This window comes from Nonomuraea sp. H19, from assembly GCF_052068215.1.
Classification (GTDB): domain Bacteria; phylum Actinomycetota; class Actinomycetes; order Streptosporangiales; family Streptosporangiaceae; genus Nonomuraea.
Genome location: NZ_JBQHCV010000008.1, coordinates 37030 through 53295 on the forward strand (window position 1 = coordinate 37030; position 16266 = coordinate 53295).

Here is a 16266-nt window from a genome sequence, read left to right on the forward strand (position 1 = left end):
CGCGGGCGCCCGAACGGCCAGGATTCCGCGATCCACTGCGGGACCAGCGCGTCCATCGTGCGTTCCAGGTCTGTGCCGACGCGGTCGTCCGCCACCCACCAAAAGACCTCGGCGTCGGCGCCTTGGCGCTCTGGCGGGTCGATGCAGACGCAGCCGAGGAGTGCGGTCTCCGCGTCGTCGAACAGTGCGCAGTTGACGGAGTAGTCCTTGGGAGTGACCCTCTCAGGGGTGATGCGATCCAGGTCAGACGGCTCGTAGGCTGGTCCGGTGATCTCGGCCGTCTTGAACGCCCTCTGGGACACGCTGGCCCGGGGCGACGCGGACCCGCCGACTCCCCGCTCCCCCCGCCTGCGCTGGCCCATGCCCCGGTGGGCGGGACCGCTGCCCTTCCGGACGATCGACGTGGTCCGGGTCGGGGACCTCGTCCTGGCCGGTCTCTTCTTCGGCTCGACGCTCTCGGAGTTCCTCAACGCCAACGAACTGCTCTGGGCCACCCGCTCGCTGGTGGGGGTGCCCGTCGTGTTGGTCTACGTGGCCGCTCTGGCCTTCTCCGTGCCGCTGGCCCTGCGCGACCGATGGCCGCTGGCGGCCTGGCGGACCGCCGCGCTGTCCTACCCGTTCGCGATCTACGTCACGACGCGGCTCAACCCCGACGATCTGCCGTACTCCACCCCGGCGGCGATCACTTATCTGCTCGTGCTCTACGCCGTGGGCCTCCGTGCGAAACCCGCGGTCTCCCTGGTCGTGTGGTTCCTCACCGTCCTCGCCCTGTGGGTGGGCAACCCCGACACGGGCGTGGTGATCGAGATGATCGTCGTGACCGTCGCAGTCCTGTTCGGCTACAACGTGCGCGTACGGCGCAGCGCCACGGCCAAGCTGGTGGAGGAGGAGCGGCGCACCGAGCTCGCCGAGGGGGCGCAGGCCGTGCTCGCCGAGCGGACGCGCATCGCCCGCGAGCTGCACGACGTGGTCGCCCACCACATGTCGGTGATCGCGATCCAGGCCGAGGCCGTCCCGCTGGAGGCGCGGGGCGACCCCGAGCTGCTGGAGAAGGGCCTGGCGCAGATCCGCGGGCTGTCACTGGAGGCGATGGCGGAGCTGCGGCAGGTGCTGGGCGTCCTGCGTGATGAGGAGGGCCGCACCGACACCGCGCCGCAATCCGGCCTGGACCGGGTGGAGGAGCTGGTCGCGACCACCCGCGCGGCCGGGATCGCGGTCACGGTCAAGCGCTGGGGCCCGCTGGAGGGACTGCCCTCGGCGGTGGAGCTGGCGGTCTACCGGATCACCCAGGAGTCGCTGAGCAACGCGATGCGGCACGCGCCGGGCTCGGCCGCGGCGGTGGAGATCACGCGGACCGCCCAGGAGGTACGGCTGCGCGTCATGAACGGGCCGGGCGGCGCGTCCCCGGAACCCACGGGGGCCGGGCACGGCCTGCTCGGCATGCGCGAACGCGCCACCCTGCTGGGCGGCACGCTGGAGGCGGGGCCGCTGGCGGGCGGCGGGTTCGAGGTGCGAGCGGTCCTGCCCGTGCCGGGCGAGGGAGAGGTGCGATCGTGATCCGGGTGCTCATCGCGGACGATCAGGGGATGGTGCGGACCGGGTTCACGGTGTTCCTGAGCAGCCAGCCGGACATCGAGGTGATCGGGGAGGCGGCGAACGGACGGGAGGCCGTCGAGCGGGCGGCGCTGCTGAAGCCGGACGTGATCCTCATGGACGTGCGGATGCCGGAGATGGACGGCCTGCAAGCGACCCGCCAGATCCTGAGTTCTGGCGATTTTTTACCAAAAATCTTGATCTTGACCACTTTCGATCTGGACGACTACGTCTACGAGGCCTTGCGGGCCGGGGCGAGCGGGTTCCTGCTCAAGGACGCCTCCGCCCTGCAGCTCGCCGAAGCCGTCCGGGTGGTCGCGGCGGGTGAGGCGTTGATCGCCCCGGCGATCACCAAGCGGCTGATCACCGAGTTCGCCCGGCTGGGCGGCCCCCGCGCGCCGACGGTGCGGCGGCTGGCCGAGCTGACCGAGCGGGAGACCGAGGTGCTGACGCTGATCGCGCAGGGCCTGTCCAACCAGGAGATCGCCACCCGGCTCATCGTCTCGGAGCAGACCGTCAAGACGCACGTGGGCCGGGTGCTGGGCAAACTCGACCTGCGCGACCGCGCCCAGGCGATCGTCTACGCCTACGAGACCGGACTGGTGCGGCCGGGTGAGTGAGTCCCGCCGGCACGTGTCGCCGCTTTCCGCTCATCGACGTGCCCGTGGCCGTGACGCTGTCCTTCGTCGCCCTGGACGGACTGATGGACGCCCAGACCCCAGAGCTACCTGCGGTCTCCTCCCCAGCCCTACCTCGGCCGGCACCCCCAGGACGACGGGCTCCTTTCCCTGGCGGCCGCAGCCACGACCCTGCCCGTGATCCTCCGACGGCGCCGGCCGCTGCCCGCCTGGACCCTCACGACACTCGGCCAGGTCTACGCCATGGGCCCGGTGCTCCACATTCAAAATTCCGGGCTCACGATGGCATGCGGGAGCGCGTCACACTGCTCGGCGGCACGCTGGAGGCCGGTCCCACACCCGAGGGCGGCTTCGCGGTCACCGCCACCCTGCCTGACCGCCGTACCCCCTGAGAGTGACGCGCGAAGACCACTCCATACGGCGACGCGGACGACCAGGCCTGATTCGTAGCTTCAGGTCCCTCATCTACAGAGGGACAGGAGAATCCGGTGATCAGGCAACTCATCGCGGCCGGCGTGGTGGTCCTGGGGGCGACGGCAGCGGCGCAGCCCCCGGCGGGCGAACGGCTCGTCAAGGTCTACGGCGATCTCGCCACGGCCGAGCGGGTGGCGATCATCGTGCCCGGCTCGGACACCACGGCCGCCACGTTCGAGAACAGCACCCACCGTCCGGGCGGCGCCGCGCGGGCCCTGCTCGCCGAGGCCCGCCGCCTGGACCCCGGCGCCCGCGTGGCGGTGGTGGCGTGGCTGGGCTATGACAGCCCGGCCACGTGGAGCACCGACGTCCTGACCGAGGGCGCGGCCGACGACGGCGCGCGGGCCCTGCGGCAGGAGGTCACCGGCCTGCGCGCCCGCACGAGTGCCCCGATCAGCCTGCTGTGCCACAGCTACGGCTCGGTGGTCTGCGCGAAGGCCGCCCCCGGCCTGCCCCTCGCCGACGTGGCGCTCTTCGGCAGCCCCGGCACCACCCGGCCCACCGCCGCCGCCCTGACCTCCGGACCCGCCGACGCCTCCGGCGGCTCCTGGTCCTCCGGCGGTGAGGCGCCCCGGGTGTGGGCGGGGCGGGGGGACCGCGACTGGGTGTCGTACGTGCCCGATCTCAAGATCGGCCCCTTCGGCTTCGGCGGCGACCCGATGGACCCGGCCTTCGGCGCCCGCCTCTTCGCCACCGGCCCCGGCGGGCACAGCGACTACTTCACCCCCGGCACCGCCTCGCTGCGCAACCTGGCCCTCATCATCCTCGGCAGGGCGGCGGAGGTGTCGCATGGCTGACGCCGGCCGCTGGGCCTGGCACGTGGAGAGGATCGAGCAGGCCACCCCGCCCGGCCGTGACCGGGCGCTGGACGCGTTGCGGGCGTTCGCGATCCTCGGCGTCGTCCTGGGCCACTGGCTGGGCGCGGCCTGGGAGCTGAACCCCCACCTGGTCATCACCAGCCCTCTGGTCCACCTACCCGGTCTCGGCGCCCTTTCCTGGATCTTCCAGGCGCTGGCCCTGTTCTTCTTCGTGGGCGGCCACGTCGCCGCCGGGAGCGCCCGCCGGCCGTACGGGACGTGGGTGTCGGCGCGGATGCGCCGCCTGCTGCTGCCCGCCGTGCCGATGATCGTCCTCTGGGCGGTCCTCGCGACGCTGCTGTCGACGCTGGGCGGCCTGCCCTACCGCGAGCTGCGGGCCGTGGTCCTGCCTGCGGTGGCCCCGCTCTGGTTCCTGGCCGTGTTCGCGCTGCTGACCGCGTGCACCCCTGCCCTCCTGCGGGTACGGCCCGGCGTCGCCGTCGCCGCGATGGTCGCCACGGTGGCGGTCGTCGACGTGGCCCGCTTCGTCCTCGGCGCTCCCGAGCAGGTCGGCTGGCTGAACCTGCTCGCCGGGTGGCTGGTGCCGTACCTGCTGGGGATCCTGAGCGCGAACGGCGGGCTGCGGGCGCGCGGGACGGCCGCCTGGCTGCTGGCCGGCGGCGCGGCCGGGGCGGTGGCGCTGATCGGCTGGTTCGGCTACCCGGCGAGCATGGTCGGCGTCACCGGTGAGCGGGTCTCCAACCTGAGCCCGCTCTCTCTGGCGGCGGTGAGCTTCGGCATCGCGCAGGTGGGGCTGGCCCTGCAGCTGCGCGAGCCGCTGGCCGCCCTGATGCGGCGGCCCCGGCTCTGGGCAGTGGTGGCGACGGCGAATCTGTCGGCGATGCGGGTCTTCGTGTGGCACATGACGGCGCTGGTGCTGACCGTGCTGGTCTTCGGGCTCTACCAGCGGCCCGACACCATGATGTGGGTGGCCGGAAGAGTGGCGTTGCTGCCGGTGTTCGGCCTGGTCCTGGCGGGCATCTTCGGTTTTATGACATGGTGTCGTCATCAGCTTGACGAGCGAGTCCGCTCTTTGTGACATTTGGCATGAAACAACACCCACCACGAGGCCATGGCAGAACCTCAGGCCTTCATGGCGAACACGAAGGACTTTCCGGACGAAGAAGTGATCTTGCCGAGAGGGTCGGAGCGGCCGAGCCGTAGGCTGCTGGTCATGACGCGATTCGAAGACGTCAAGGCAACGTTCTGGGGCGACGGCGACTATGGTGTCCAACTGCCCATCACGGAGAAAGCGATCACTGAGGCCGAGCATGAGCTTGGTGTGAGGTTTCCTTCTGCTTTGCTTGATCTTCTGCGCGTTCAGAACGGCGGCCAGGTGGCAGCTGGTTGGAACGCCTTCGCCACCAGCCAGCCGACTTCGTGGAGCGAAGACCACATTCCATTCGCCGAGTTGATGGGTATCGGCCGGCGTGAACGCATGAGGTCCGGGAACGTGCCTGACGAGTATTCAGGGGTTGAAAGGCACGTTAGCCATGTGAGGCACCAGCCATGTGAGGCACCCGGCTGGAGGCGGACGCGACGCCGGCGGCCGGCGAATGCGGCCTGTCGTTAAGGAAGCTGTCACCAAGTACACCCGAGCGGAGTTGACCCAGGTAGCAGGGCAATCGCGCGCCGTGAAATAGCTCTTCAGGCAGTCGTCCCAGGGGATCAGCCAGTAACGGCCCACCTGCTGCCACTCGACCTGCGGCACAGGCCAGGCCGGGTCGGATGTGGCCAGCTGCATGACCCGCTGCCGCGTCATCGACTCGCATAGCCGAGCGCGACGGCACGGCGGCGATCTCGGTCACCGTCGCCAGCTCACCCGGCTTCGCGAGCGTCGCCTATGATCATGCGGATGAGCGACATCAGCGGCCCCCCGATCGCCCGAGTGGACGTGGTGCGCGACGTTCACTCCGGCATCACGCTCGACGATGCGTACCAGTGGATGGAGACGGACGGCGAGGAGTTCCACCGCTGGCTCGACGGCCAGCCCAGCCATGCCCGCGAGCAGCTGGACACACCCTGCCCCGTCGGGAGGAGCTAGACCCCGGATCCGCGAGCTTGGCGGCGCGCTCCCGCAGTACTCGGACTTCACGCTGGCGGGCGACAGGATCTTCTACCTGGCGCGCGAACCGGGCGCCAGCCGGTGCCGGATTCTTGCGCACATCACCGGGGAGATTTCCCGCTGATGGGATCTCTCCGCGGAAGGGGCGCCTGGCCTGGTCGAACGGTCAGGACCGGAGTATAGGGAGGAGCCTGCCACGTGTGGCCATCAGCCCAACGCGCAGACCTCGACAGCCGGCAGTCGATGGTTGCCCGAGCCGGCCAGGCGGCCGCGGGAGCCGCCGGCGTGTGGCCGGTGCCGGGCGACGACGAGGCGGGTGTTGTGAGGTGGACCAGGCGTTGATGGCCGCCCCGGTACGTGCGAGGGTGGTCAGCGACGGAGGGGGTGAGCGATGAGATCATTCACGGGAAAGATGGCCGTCGTCACCGGAGGCGGCGCCGGGATGGGACGCGAACTGGTCGTTCAGTTGGCCGCCGAAGGCTGTTCGGTCGCCGCGTGCGACGTCGACGAGGCCGGGCTGGCCGTCACCGCCGAGCGAGCCGCCAAAGCCGCACCCGGCGGCGGCGATGTGCGGGTCACCACCCACCACTGCGACGTGTCGGACGAGGCTCAGGTGACGAGGTTCCGCGACGAGGTGGTCGAGCGGCACCGGACCGGCCACATCAACCTGCTGTTCAACAACGCCGGCATCGGCGGCGGCAGCAGCTTCGTCACCAGCCCGCGAGCCGAGTGGGAGCGTACGTTCGGCGTCTGCTGGGGCGGGGTGTACAACTGCACGCGTGCGTTCATGCCGCTCCTGATCGCCAGTGATGAGGGGTGTCTGGTCAACACCAGCAGTGTCAACGGGTTCTGGGCGGCCGGCCCTGGTCTGCCGATGAGCGCGTACAGTGCCGCCAAGTTCGCCGTGAAGGGCTTCTCCGAGGCGATGCTGACGGACCTGCGGATCAACGCGCCGCACGTACGGGTCGCGCTGGTGATGCCGGGGCACGTCGGCACGGAGATCGTGATCAACTCCCGCCGGATCCACGGCCACTCCGAGCCTGACGACATGACCGCCGAGGAGCTCGCGGAGGCCCGCGTGCTCGCCGCCGCCGTCGCGGGCGTTCCCGCCGACCGGTTGAGTGATGAGGAGGTTCGGGCTGCGGTCAAGAGCATGGGTGAGTGGTTTCGCGACAGCGCGCCGCTGTCGGCCGCCGACGCCGCGACCGTCATCCTTGATGGCGTACGCGCTGGCACGTGGCGCATCCTGGTCGGTGATGACGCCCGCGCGCTCGACGCGGCGATGCGTGCCGACCCGCTGGACCTGTACCGGCCCGACAGCCCGACCCTGGCGGCCGTGTTTCCCGACATGCGCCGTCGCGAGGAGTGACTCGGATTCGGCAAGCCGGTCACCCGGCGGTGCCGGAGATTCCGGCATCGTTGCCACGCTGAGGGGCGCCGACGTTCGTGTGGACGAACCGCACGTGGGCACCCAGACCGGCACCGGCACTGGTCGGCATCGCGGAGGCGAGGATGCCGGCCGCCGTGGCGGGGTGGCGCCGCCGCCCTGGAAGTGCGGACGACGGCGCTGTGGACCGCCGTGATGGTGTCAGTGGGGCCGTGCCGGTGGAGCGGTGGCGCTGGTGTGTGCCAGCCGATCGGGTCGGTCAGGTGCGGAAGGGGCCGGTCACGCAGTACGTGATGCCGCCGGACGACGACCCCGACGTCCCGCGCTGGGACGAGAAGTACAGCCGGTCACCGGCCGGGTTGAAGGCGGGCCCGGTGATCTCCGACGCGCTCTGCCCGTTGATCCGCAGGAACGGCGAGATCTTGTCATCGGGCGTGATCAGGCAGATCTCCATGTTCCCGCCGTCCTCGGCCACGAACAGGTCGCCCGAGGCGGAGCCGGTGACGTTGTCGACGCCGGTGAGCGGCGGCGTGCCCGGGCTGACCAGGCTGTCGTCGTAGGCGAGCTCGTAGGTGTTGCCGGTCAGGTCGAGTTGCCACACCCGGTTGTCGCCCTTGGTGGTGAACCAGACGGTGTCGTCCGCGTAGTGGCAGCCCTCGCCGCCGTTGAAGGACTTCGAGCCCGGCACCTGGCTGCGCGTCGCGGTCGGCGAGCCGTCGGGATCGGGGACGTTCGCCCAGGTGAAGGAGCCGGAGGTGGCGGAGCCGGCGAAGCTGGCCGCCCGCCTGCAGGCGGCCAGCGCCTCCGGCCGGCCGGTGCTGCTGCGTGTTGAAGAGCACGGCGGTCACGGCGCCGGCTCGACCCGAGAGCAGGAACATGCCCTGCTCGCTGATGTGCTGGCCTTCCTGTTGCACGCTTTCGAGGCGTCACGATGAGTACGACTGAGCAGCGGGCCCTTCGTCATGGCGCGTCGCTGTCGTCCGGCGGGCCGCTCGATCCCCGGCCTGCGGGTGACGCCCCCGAAGTTACCGCATGGTGCCGCCGTGCCGTCGCTGAATACCTCGTGCCCGCCCCGACCCGGTCGCGGCTGGCACCGACGCGTCCGGTGCACCGCGCAGCAGGAGCAGCCGGACCTGTGCGGTTGGTTCTGAAGGGTCACCTCGGCCGTCAACCTGCACACCAAGAACCCCGCGAGATCACTCTGGCGGGGTTCCTTCGCAGTCCAGCTGCCTCACCGAGGCTGATGCCCTCGTCCTCATTCTGAGTGCGGGCAACACCTGGTGCCCCACCTATCAACGGACGGCGTTGACTCGTCACTCGGTCGGTTCGGTTGTGGGCTGCTCGGCGGCGCGCCCTCGCAGCCTGACGAGGGTGGGGTTGCCCTTGAGGTTCTGGTGGATGACCAGTACGGCTGAGCCGTCCGTTCCGGCGGTCGCCGGCTCGAACCACACCCTGAGCGCGCACTCGTCATCCACATCGAGATCCTGATTCTCGCAGGCGCCGTCATGCTGAAAGCTCGCGGGGGACTCGCCTTTCAGCTCGATGTCGCCGATCTTCAACGTGGTGGTACCCGTGCTGAGGATGAGCACGTCCTGTGCGCAGTCCTGGCCGGCGCACAGATCCAGGCCTTTCGGCGTCACCGCGATACCGGGGCCCTTGCCCTGCCCGTCCGGCCGGGGTTGGGTCACCTGGTTGCGTTTGGTTTCCGGGCCTGCCGCGTCGCGGTTGATGTTGACCTGCCCGGAGGTGATCAACGCGGCTGTGATCGTGGCACCGGCGGCGATCACGGCCGCGGTGATGGCGACGCCTCGGGTCAACATGGCGGATCCTCCTGAGGGTCAGCGCTGTTTCCACTGCTGCTGGGGGCCGCGGTGGCAGGTCCACTGCAGGACCGGCCCGCCCTCAGCGCGGCCCTTGCCGACGCGCTGGTCGGGCTCGGCGCACCTGTTGCTGCGCCTGTTCTTGAGTACGCCGGCGTCCAGCTCGGCTTTGTCCCACTGCTGCTGGGCGCCCCGGTGGCAGTCCCACTGCAGGAGTTTGGCGTTGTTGCCCTTGCCGTTGCTTCCGCCGGCCTGGTTGACTTCCAGGCAATTGTCGCTGTGGCGTGCCTGCAGGAGCACGTAGCCGTTCTTCAGATCGATGGTCCGCCACTGCTGCCACTGCTGGCTCTCGCCGGTTGTGCAGGTGCGCTGCACGACCCAGGCGCCCGCGTTCCTGCTGCGGTTGTCGACCTGGAGGCACTTGCCACTGCGCTTGTTCTGGAACTGGTCGTAGGTGTACGTGGTGAGCCCCGGCCCCTCGGCCGTGCCCGTCTCCTCCGGATCGTCAGCTGCCGCTCCAGCAGTCGAAGCGCCGGAAAAGACGATCGCGGTGGCGGCGGCCAGTACAAGGGCACGTCGTAGGGAGATGGTAGCCATGAGGGCATCAGCGACAGTAAAGCGCACGATTGACATGATCATCTTTTCTCTCGGAGCGTTCGGTTGAGAATCAGCGAGGGATGGCGTCGCGGAGCGCACAGGTTGCGCGTGCTGGGGACGGGCTTCAGGCGTCGGCAGGCCGTACCAGCAGGGCCTTGGCGATGGGGATGGAACCGGCGATGCGGATGGTCGCGATGATCAGTGCAGTCGTTCCGATTCCCGTGATGACGGCGAGGGGGAACAGGCCCCCGACGCCGACGCAGAGGGCAGACCATCGCGGTACCGCCTTGGCTCGCCAGAGTGCGGCCGCGAGGAGAACCGTGCCGATGAGGTAGAGCGGGAACAGGTAGGCCACGATCGGCAGCTGAGTGTCGAGCCTGGTGGCCAGCTCGGCGAAGCCGGCGCGTTCGTCGATGCCGGCCATCATGATCAGCGGCAGGTCGACCAGGCCGTTGACAACCATGGCGGTCAGCCCGAGAAACGAACAGGTCAGGCCGGATCCTGCCAGCCATCGCGACCGGCGGGCCGCGACGGCGATCGCCACCACGGAGCCGTACAGGAATGGGAAGGCTGCGAGCGAAAGGTTGAGGGACAGCAGCATCTGGCCGTGATGGACATCGATCGCCGCAAAGTCTGGGACGTTGCCGCTCCACGGGCTTATGTACAGGGCGAGTCCGAGAGCGATGAGAGCCGGACCGGCGAGGAGACTCATGGCGGCCAGCACCGAGCCCATGGCCCGGCGCCCGGTGCGGTCGGCGTCGGCGGTGGCTGCCGACGGGTGGTGTGTGCTCATGGCCATCACGATGGCCTTAGGCGAGAGGGCTTTCATGGGTGGTGGCCCGCAAGGAGGGTCCGGGTTTTCCCGGAGGGTGGGCTCCTGGATGACGCTGTTGCCCCGGGCCGCTCGCACACGCGACGATTCGGTCATGACCGTCGAGGCCCGCCGGGTCGGCCTGCTTCGCGTGACCGGCTGGATCGCCGGGACGCTCAGCGCCTTGCTCGGGTTGCTTGCGCTGCTGCTGGCGATGTCCAACGGTGTTGCCGGCATCGTGTCGGCCGTGGGCGTCGCCGGCGGCGCGTGCGTCAGCGTGTTGTGCGCGACCATCATCGATCACAAACCCGCCAACCGGGCCGCATGGGCGTTGCTGGCGGGTGGCTGGCTGCTGGTCGCCGACAGCCTCCTCTACACCGGGGCTGCCCTGCAGGCGCAGACGGGCTCCCTGCCCTCGGCGACCCTGGCTGCGGCTTTCGCGGTCGATACTCTCGCCGGGGAGTCGTTGCCGCTGTTCTTGCTGCTGTTTCCTACCGGCGGACTGCCGTCCAGGCGGTGGCGGCCGGTTCTGGCGCTCTACCTGGCCGGATGGGCGGCGCTGGGTACGGCCGGCGCCGTAGCCGTCTGGCCATCGCGCGAGACGGTCGTCGCCGACTACGTCGGCGGGCGCGTCGATGTGCTGCCCCCGCAGCTGGCCGCGCTGGAGACGATCAGCGCCGCAGCCGACCTGTTCGGCATGGTGTTCCTGCTTGTCGGCATCGCCGCGCTCGTGCTGCGCCTGCGCCGAGCCCGCGGGATTGAGCGCACGCAACTGTTGTGGGCGGCATGGGGCCTCGGCATCACCGTGGCGATCATGATTGCTGCCGCCGTGGCGCTGGGGCCGGCCAAGACCGCTCTGGCGGTGCTCGCGCCGCTGCCGTTCTACGCCGCCATCACCGTGGCCATGCGCCGTCACCGGCTGTTCGACGTCCAGCAGTTGATCAGCCGTACGGTCACCTACACCGCCATCACCGCGCTGCTACTCGCCCTCTACACCGTGGTAGCGGTCGCTACGGGCGCGATCGCCGGCCAGTTGGGCTCGGGCGCCTCGATCAGCGTTGCGGCGGCGACCCTGGCGGTCGCGGCGGCGTTTCGCCCGGTCCTGCGTTTCATCCGCGCGCTCGTGGACCGGCATTTCGACCGCCGTACCTGGCTCGCTATACAGACCTTGGACACCTTCACCCGCCGGCTGCGCGCGGGCGCCGCCAGTCCGTCCGATCTGCTCGCCGCGTTGCGTCAGGCAGTCGACGACCCCACGGCACGGGTGGCCTGCATCGATGACGGGCAACTGATCGAGCTGGACGGCAGCCCCGCCGACCTCGGCGACCCATCCCCTGGACGGCTGCGCAGGCAGGTGAGCGCAGGCGGGACGGTCGTCGCAGTGGTCGACCTCGACGGCAGGCTCGCCGACGAGCCGCGGCTGATCGAGGCCGCGCTGGCCGCCGCCGCCCTCCCGCTGGAGAATGCAGCCTTGCACGCCCGCGCCGCCGTAAGGCTGGCCGATGTGCGCGCCTCACGCAGCCGCATCGTGGCCGCCGAGGACTCACAACGCCGGCGCATCGAACGGGATCTGCACGACGGCGCCCAACAGCGCCTGGTGGCCCTGGCCCTGCGGCTGCGCATCGCGCAACGAGATCTGGCCGCCACCAGCCACCGAGCCGCAGCCGTGCTCGGTGACGCGGTGGGAGAGTTACGCGCCACCGTTGACGAGCTGCGGGAATTGACGCGTGGCATCCTGCCGCCGGTGCTCACCGATGAAGGACTCGCCGTCGCGCTGCGCACGGCCGCGGCCCGGTTGCCGCTGCCGGTCACACTCGATGTCTCAACCGAACGGTTCCCGCCCATGATCGAGGCGACGTGCTGGTACGTGGCCTGCGAAGCGATGGCCAACGCCGTCAAACACGCCGCAGCTGCCACGGTTCAGCTCAGCCTGCACCGTACCGGCGACACCGTGGTCCTGGACGTGCGCGACGACGGCGCGGGCGGCGCGGCGGTGATGCCCGGCGGCGGGCTGCAAGGACTCAGCGACCGCGTGGCCGCCGTCGGCGGCCACTTCCACGTGATCAGCCCGCAAGGGGCCGGCACCCAACTCACCGCGGAGCTGCCATGCGTGCCGTAATCGCCGACGACAGCGTCCTTCTGCGCGAAGGCATCGCCGGTCTACTCCTCAACGCCGGGTTCGAGGTCGTCGCCACCGTCGGTACCGCCGACGCGCTGCTGCAAGCGGTCGGCGCCCACGAACCCGACATCGCCATCGTCGACATCAGGATGCCGCCCACCCACACCGATGAAGGCCTGCGCGCTGCCACCCAGCTTCGGCATGACCACCCGAAGCTGGCGATCCTGCTGCTGTCCCAGTGGGTCCATGCCGGACATGCCCTCGACCTGTTCCGCAACGGCGCCGGTCTCGGGTACCTCCTCAAAGACCGCGTCATCGACATCGATGACTTCCTCGACGCGCTGCGCCGCCTGACCAGGGGCGGAACCGTCCTTGACCCCGACGTCGTCACGGCCCTGGTCAACGGCGCCGGCCCGGGGCGCGGCGCGCTGCAGCGTCTCACCAGCAGAGAAAGCCAGGTCCTGGCCCTCATGGCAGAAGGCCGCTCCAACCACGCCATCGCCGAACGGCTCTTCCTCGGCCGTAAAACCGTGGAAACACACGTCAACGCCATCTTCACCAAACTCGACCTCGACCCGGCAAGTGACGACAACCGCCGCGTCCTCGCCGTCCTGACTTGGCTACGCGCCGAACAATGAACGCTCTCATAAACGATCCATTGCCAGAGAGATCGTCCAGGGTCGTCAGAGATCGCCTGAGACGCCCAATGCCTCTCACAACCCGTTCTCACTCAGGTGGGAGCAAGAGCACGCTCTTGGAGATGTTTGTGAGAACGCCGCCATGGGCCGAGCGTCAACGGACGTGACACCAACCCCGGCTCACCGTTCCACTCCAGTCTCGCAGGCCTGTCTCAGGCGCGTCGCCAGCTGATCGTCTACCACGACAAGGTGGCACGACGACCACGGCACCATCCCCGCGTTCGCCAAAGGCCGTCAGACCCGCTGGTCGGAACGCGCCGCGCCGGAGCCTACTGGCGGTCTCGAATTCCTACCGGATCGGACTGCTCAGTGACTCATGGGCCACAAGACCTCATCTTGGCGGTTGGTGTCTGATGCTGATCCAGGTGGTCTTCAGCTCCGTGTATTTGTCCAGCGCATGGAGTGACTTGTCGCGGCCGATGCCGGACTGCTGGAATCCGCCCCAAGGCGTGGTGATGTCACTGTCGTCGAAGTTGTTGATCCAGACGGTCCCGCTCCGCAGTCGCCTGGCGGCGTTGAGTGCCACGTCGATGTCCTGCGTCCAGACGGCGGCGGCAAGGCCGTAGGTCGAGGCGTTGGCGAGTTCGATCGCCTGCTCAGGGCCGTCGAAGTCGATGACGGCCAGCACCGGCCCGAACACCTCTTCCTGTGCGAGCCGGGTGCCGTTGTCGACCTGGTCGACGATGGTCGGTTCGACATAGGCGCCACCGGTCTCCACACGGGCAGCACCCCCTCCGAGCACGAGGCGCCCGCCGGCGCCCTGGGCCTCGCGCACCCGCGCGAGGATGTGGTCCCTGCTGTCGTGATCGATGACGGCGCCGAGCTCGGTCGCCGGATCGAGAGGATCGCCAAGCCGGATGGCCCGGGCCTGGGCGGTGATGTGCTCGAGCAGTTCGTGCTTGACACGCCGGTCGACCAGGAGGCGGGATCCGGCGTTGCACACCTGACCGGCGTTGAGGAAGATCCCCCACGTCACGGCTCGCGCTATGGTCCGCAGGTCCTGGGCGTCCGCCATGACGATGTGCGGTGTCTTGCCACCGCATTCAAGGCTGACCCGCTTCATGTTGCTCTCGCCGGAGTAGCGCAGGAAGAGCTTGCCGACCTCGGTGGAGCCGGTGAAGGCCAGCGCGTCCACGCCGGGGTGACGGCCGAGGGCCTGCCCGGCGACCTCTCCGAGTCCAGGGACGACGTTGAGGACGCCGGCCGGCAGGCCCGCCTCGACGGCGAGTTCGGCGGCGCGCAGCGCGCTGAGGGGTGACTGCTCCGCGGGCTTGAGGACGACGGAGCAGCCCGTGGCCAGGGCAGGGCCGATCTTCAGGCAGGCCATGTACAGGGGGAAGTTCCAGGGGGTCACGCATCCCACCACCCCGATCGGTTCGCGCGTGACGGTCGCCAGCACATCAGCGCTGGTCGGTGCCGTCTCGCCGTACACCTTGTCGATCGCTTCGGCATACCAACGGATGGCCCGGATGCTGGCCGGAATATCGATAGTGCGACTGTCGGTGATCGGCTTGCCCACGTCCAGTGTCTCGATCAACGCGAGCTCGTCGGCGTGTGCCTCGAGCAGGTCGGCCCAGTTGAGCAGCACGCGCTTGCGCGCCGCCGGGGATTGATCGCGCCAGCGGCCGTCGTCGAAGGCCCGTCGGGCGGCCCTGACGGCGCGGTCGACGTCCACGGCGGCACCGGCGCTGACCTCGGCCAGGATCCGGCCGTCGATCGGGGTGCGGTCGGCGAAGGTGGCCCCGTCCTCGGCCGACGTCCGCACACCGTCGATGAAGGGCGTGCCGCGCAGACTGATCGACGCGAGTGCCGCGTCCATCGTGTCCGTCAGCTCGGCGTATATGTGGTCGGTCATGACTGCTCCGGGAGAGTCGTGGAATTGATGGCCTGGGTGAGGTCGTTGATCAAGTCGGCTGCATCTTCGAGTCCGACGGACAGCCGTACATAGCCCGGCGAGATGCCCAGCGAGGCCAGTTCCTCGGCGCCGAGTTGGGAATGCGTGGTGCTGGCCGGATGGGTGACCAAGGTTCGGACGTCGCCGAGGTTGACCACATGACGGACCATCCGCAGGCGTGAGACGAAGTCCGTGGCTGCGGCGTGACCACCGGCGAATTCGAGGCCGATCAGCCCGCCCCGGGCGCCGAGATAGCGCCGGGCACGTTGTGCGTCGTCGCCGCTGTGCAAAGACGGGTGGTTGACGCGGTGCAGAGCTGGATGGCCGTGCAGGTGCGCGGCGATCACAGCGGCGGTGTCGCAGTGGCGGGCCATTCTCAGCGGCAACGTCTGGATGCCCTGCACCAGCCGGCTCGCCGCCGAAGCGGCGAGACAAGGCCCGAGATCACGCATGAGCGTCCGTCGCAGTCGCACCAGGTACGCACTGGAGTTCCGGACGCCGGCGAGCGCGGTCCACACCTGCCCTCGATAGGCGGGATCCGGTTCGGTGAGCAGCGGCAACCGAGCGCCGGCGGCGCCCCAGGCGAAACGGCCGGTGTCGACGATGACCCCGCCGAGGGCGGTGCCGTGGCCGCCGATGTACTTGGTGGCCGAGTGGACCACCACGGCAGCGCCATGCTGTCCGGGGCGGCACAGCACCGGTGCGCACGTGTTGTCCACGATCAGCGGTACGCCGAGCCGGTCGGCGACGTCGGCAACCTGCCGGATCGGGAACGTGCGCAGGGACGGGTTCGGCATCGTCTCGCCGTACAGCGCACGGGTGGTGTGGTCGGCGGCGCGCGCGAACGCCTGCGGATCGCATCCGTCGACGAATCGGGTCTCGATGCCCCATCGGCGCAGGGTGTGGGCGAACAGCGTATGAGTGCTGCCGTACACGTCCGAGGAGCAGACCAGGCTGTCGCCGGCCTGACACAGGTTGAGAACGCTCAGCGCGATCGCGGCCATGCCGGAGCCGGTCGCGACCGCGCCCACGCCCTGTTCCAGGGTGCTGACCCGTCGCTCCAGCTCGGCACATGTGGGGTTGGCGTAACGGCTGTAGGTGAACGCCTCGCCAAGCGAATCGTCGCCATAGAGCGCTCCCGCCTCGGCCAGGCCTGGCAGTTCGAAAGAGGCCGTCTCGTACACCGGCCCGGCCACCGGCCGGAGCTCGGGCCCCGTCCGGCCGGACGGGCCGTCGGCCAGCAACTGCGTCTGCACGTCCCAGTCTCCGTCCTTCATGAGGGAGACCATAGCGTGACAACAGCCTCCATGTCA

Annotated in this window: 16 protein-coding genes; 10 read left to right on the top strand and 6 right to left on the bottom strand. The window is 69.6% G+C overall.

Features of this window, described 5'->3' with window-relative positions; all coding sequences use genetic code 11:
- Positions 1-267: 267 nt before the first annotated feature.
- The 7 genes from ACTMTI_RS18765 to ACTMTI_RS18795 all read left to right on the top strand — a co-directional run bounded on the left by ACTMTI_RS18765 (position 268) and on the right by ACTMTI_RS18795 (position 6996).
- Positions 268-1557: a sensor histidine kinase gene (locus ACTMTI_RS18765; RefSeq protein WP_441121681.1), complete on the top strand. Its 1290-nt coding sequence runs from the start codon at positions 268-270 to the stop codon at positions 1555-1557.
- Entirely contained in the window at positions 1551-2213 is a 663-nt protein-coding gene (locus ACTMTI_RS18770) for a response regulator (RefSeq protein WP_441122092.1), read from the top strand. The genes ACTMTI_RS18765 and ACTMTI_RS18770 overlap by 7 nt, the downstream gene beginning before the upstream one ends.
- 506 nt (positions 2214-2719) lie before the next feature.
- Positions 2720-3502 (top strand): alpha/beta hydrolase, encoded by a 783-nt coding sequence (locus ACTMTI_RS18775; RefSeq protein WP_441121682.1) that lies wholly within the window; start codon positions 2720-2722, stop codon positions 3500-3502.
- The gene (locus ACTMTI_RS18780) at positions 3495-4601 is read left to right on the top strand and encodes an acyltransferase family protein (RefSeq protein WP_441121683.1); all 1107 of its coding nucleotides are present in this window, start codon (positions 3495-3497) and stop codon (positions 4599-4601) included. Before ACTMTI_RS18775 ends, ACTMTI_RS18780 begins: the two co-directional genes overlap by 8 nt.
- Before the next feature lie 135 nt (positions 4602-4736).
- The gene (locus ACTMTI_RS18785; RefSeq protein ID WP_441121684.1) at positions 4737-5135 is read left to right on the top strand and encodes an SMI1/KNR4 family protein; all 399 of its coding nucleotides are present in this window, start codon (positions 4737-4739) and stop codon (positions 5133-5135) included.
- A gap of 282 nt (positions 5136-5417) precedes the next feature.
- Positions 5418-5606, top strand: coding sequence for a hypothetical protein (locus tag ACTMTI_RS18790; RefSeq protein ID WP_441121685.1), 189 nt, complete (start codon positions 5418-5420; stop codon positions 5604-5606).
- Between the two features lie 412 nt (positions 5607-6018).
- Entirely contained in the window at positions 6019-6996 is a 978-nt protein-coding gene (locus tag ACTMTI_RS18795) for an SDR family NAD(P)-dependent oxidoreductase (protein ID WP_441121686.1), read from the top strand.
- A 277-nt stretch (positions 6997-7273) separates the two neighbouring features.
- Here ACTMTI_RS18795 and ACTMTI_RS18800 read toward each other — a convergent pair whose 3' ends face one another.
- On the bottom strand, positions 7274-7702 hold the full coding sequence (locus ACTMTI_RS18800) for a hypothetical protein (RefSeq protein WP_441121687.1): 429 nt from the start codon (positions 7700-7702) through the stop codon (positions 7274-7276).
- Between ACTMTI_RS18800 and ACTMTI_RS18805 the strand changes: the two genes are divergently transcribed.
- Entirely contained in the window at positions 7680-7949 is a 270-nt protein-coding gene (locus tag ACTMTI_RS18805) for a prolyl oligopeptidase family serine peptidase (protein WP_441121688.1), read from the top strand. The genes ACTMTI_RS18800 and ACTMTI_RS18805 overlap by 23 nt on opposite strands.
- Positions 7950-8327: 378 nt before the next feature.
- On the opposite strand, the gene ACTMTI_RS18810 is transcribed toward ACTMTI_RS18805, so the two are convergent.
- The 3 genes from ACTMTI_RS18810 to ACTMTI_RS18820 all read right to left on the bottom strand — a co-directional run bounded on the left by ACTMTI_RS18810 (position 8328) and on the right by ACTMTI_RS18820 (position 10224).
- Positions 8328-8801, bottom strand: a complete 474-nt coding sequence (locus ACTMTI_RS18810; protein ID WP_441121689.1) for a hypothetical protein — start codon at positions 8799-8801, stop codon at positions 8328-8330.
- Between the two features lie 51 nt (positions 8802-8852).
- Positions 8853-9431 (bottom strand): RICIN domain-containing protein, encoded by a 579-nt coding sequence (locus tag ACTMTI_RS18815; RefSeq protein WP_441121690.1) that lies wholly within the window; start codon positions 9429-9431, stop codon positions 8853-8855.
- A 124-nt stretch (positions 9432-9555) separates the two neighbouring features.
- A complete protein-coding gene (locus tag ACTMTI_RS18820; protein WP_441121691.1) occupies positions 9556-10224 on the bottom strand; it encodes a hypothetical protein in 669 nt (222 codons plus the stop codon).
- 133 nt (positions 10225-10357) lie between these two features.
- On the opposite strand from ACTMTI_RS18820, the gene ACTMTI_RS18825 reads away from it, so the two are divergent.
- Together ACTMTI_RS18825 and ACTMTI_RS18830 are read left to right on the top strand one after the other, a co-directional pair.
- The gene (locus tag ACTMTI_RS18825; protein WP_441121692.1) at positions 10358-12361 is read left to right on the top strand and encodes a histidine kinase; all 2004 of its coding nucleotides are present in this window, start codon (positions 10358-10360) and stop codon (positions 12359-12361) included.
- Positions 12349-12999, top strand: coding sequence for a LuxR C-terminal-related transcriptional regulator (locus tag ACTMTI_RS18830; RefSeq protein ID WP_441121693.1), 651 nt, complete (start codon positions 12349-12351; stop codon positions 12997-12999). Before ACTMTI_RS18825 ends, ACTMTI_RS18830 begins: the two co-directional genes overlap by 13 nt.
- A gap of 391 nt (positions 13000-13390) precedes the next feature.
- On the opposite strand, the gene ACTMTI_RS18835 is transcribed toward ACTMTI_RS18830, so the two are convergent.
- Positions 13391-14914: an aldehyde dehydrogenase gene (locus tag ACTMTI_RS18835; RefSeq protein ID WP_441121694.1), complete on the bottom strand. Its 1524-nt coding sequence runs from the start codon at positions 14912-14914 to the stop codon at positions 13391-13393.
- The gene (locus tag ACTMTI_RS18840; RefSeq protein WP_441121695.1) at positions 14911-16230 is read right to left on the bottom strand and encodes an O-acetylhomoserine aminocarboxypropyltransferase/cysteine synthase family protein; all 1320 of its coding nucleotides are present in this window, start codon (positions 16228-16230) and stop codon (positions 14911-14913) included. Before ACTMTI_RS18840 ends, ACTMTI_RS18835 begins: the two co-directional genes overlap by 4 nt.
- Between the last annotated feature and the right edge of the window lie 36 nt (positions 16231-16266).

What these genes read in the sequence shown, in the direction of transcription:
- ACTMTI_RS18780 (WP_441121683.1), top strand. Translation starts at nt 3,495, where the DNA reads ATGGCTGACGCCGGCCGCTGGGCCTGGCACGTGGAGAGGATCGAGCAG.
- ACTMTI_RS18785 (WP_441121684.1), top strand. Translation starts at nt 4,737, where the DNA reads ATGACGCGATTCGAAGACGTCAAGGCAACGTTCTGGGGCGACGGCGAC.
- ACTMTI_RS18790 (WP_441121685.1), top strand. Translation starts at nt 5,418, where the DNA reads ATGAGCGACATCAGCGGCCCCCCGATCGCCCGAGTGGACGTGGTGCGC.
- ACTMTI_RS18795 (WP_441121686.1), top strand. Translation starts at nt 6,019, where the DNA reads ATGAGATCATTCACGGGAAAGATGGCCGTCGTCACCGGAGGCGGCGCC.
- ACTMTI_RS18815 (WP_441121690.1), bottom strand. Translation starts at nt 9,431, where the DNA reads ATGGCTACCATCTCCCTACGACGTGCCCTTGTACTGGCCGCCGCCACC.
- ACTMTI_RS18820 (WP_441121691.1), bottom strand. Translation starts at nt 10,224, where the DNA reads ATGAGCACACACCACCCGTCGGCAGCCACCGCCGACGCCGACCGCACC.
- ACTMTI_RS18825 (WP_441121692.1), top strand. Translation starts at nt 10,358, where the DNA reads ATGACCGTCGAGGCCCGCCGGGTCGGCCTGCTTCGCGTGACCGGCTGG.
- ACTMTI_RS18830 (WP_441121693.1), top strand. Translation starts at nt 12,349, where the DNA reads ATGCGTGCCGTAATCGCCGACGACAGCGTCCTTCTGCGCGAAGGCATC.
- ACTMTI_RS18835 (WP_441121694.1), bottom strand. Translation starts at nt 14,914, where the DNA reads ATGACCGACCACATATACGCCGAGCTGACGGACACGATGGACGCGGCA.
- ACTMTI_RS18840 (WP_441121695.1), bottom strand. Translation starts at nt 16,230, where the DNA reads ATGAAGGACGGAGACTGGGACGTGCAGACGCAGTTGCTGGCCGACGGC.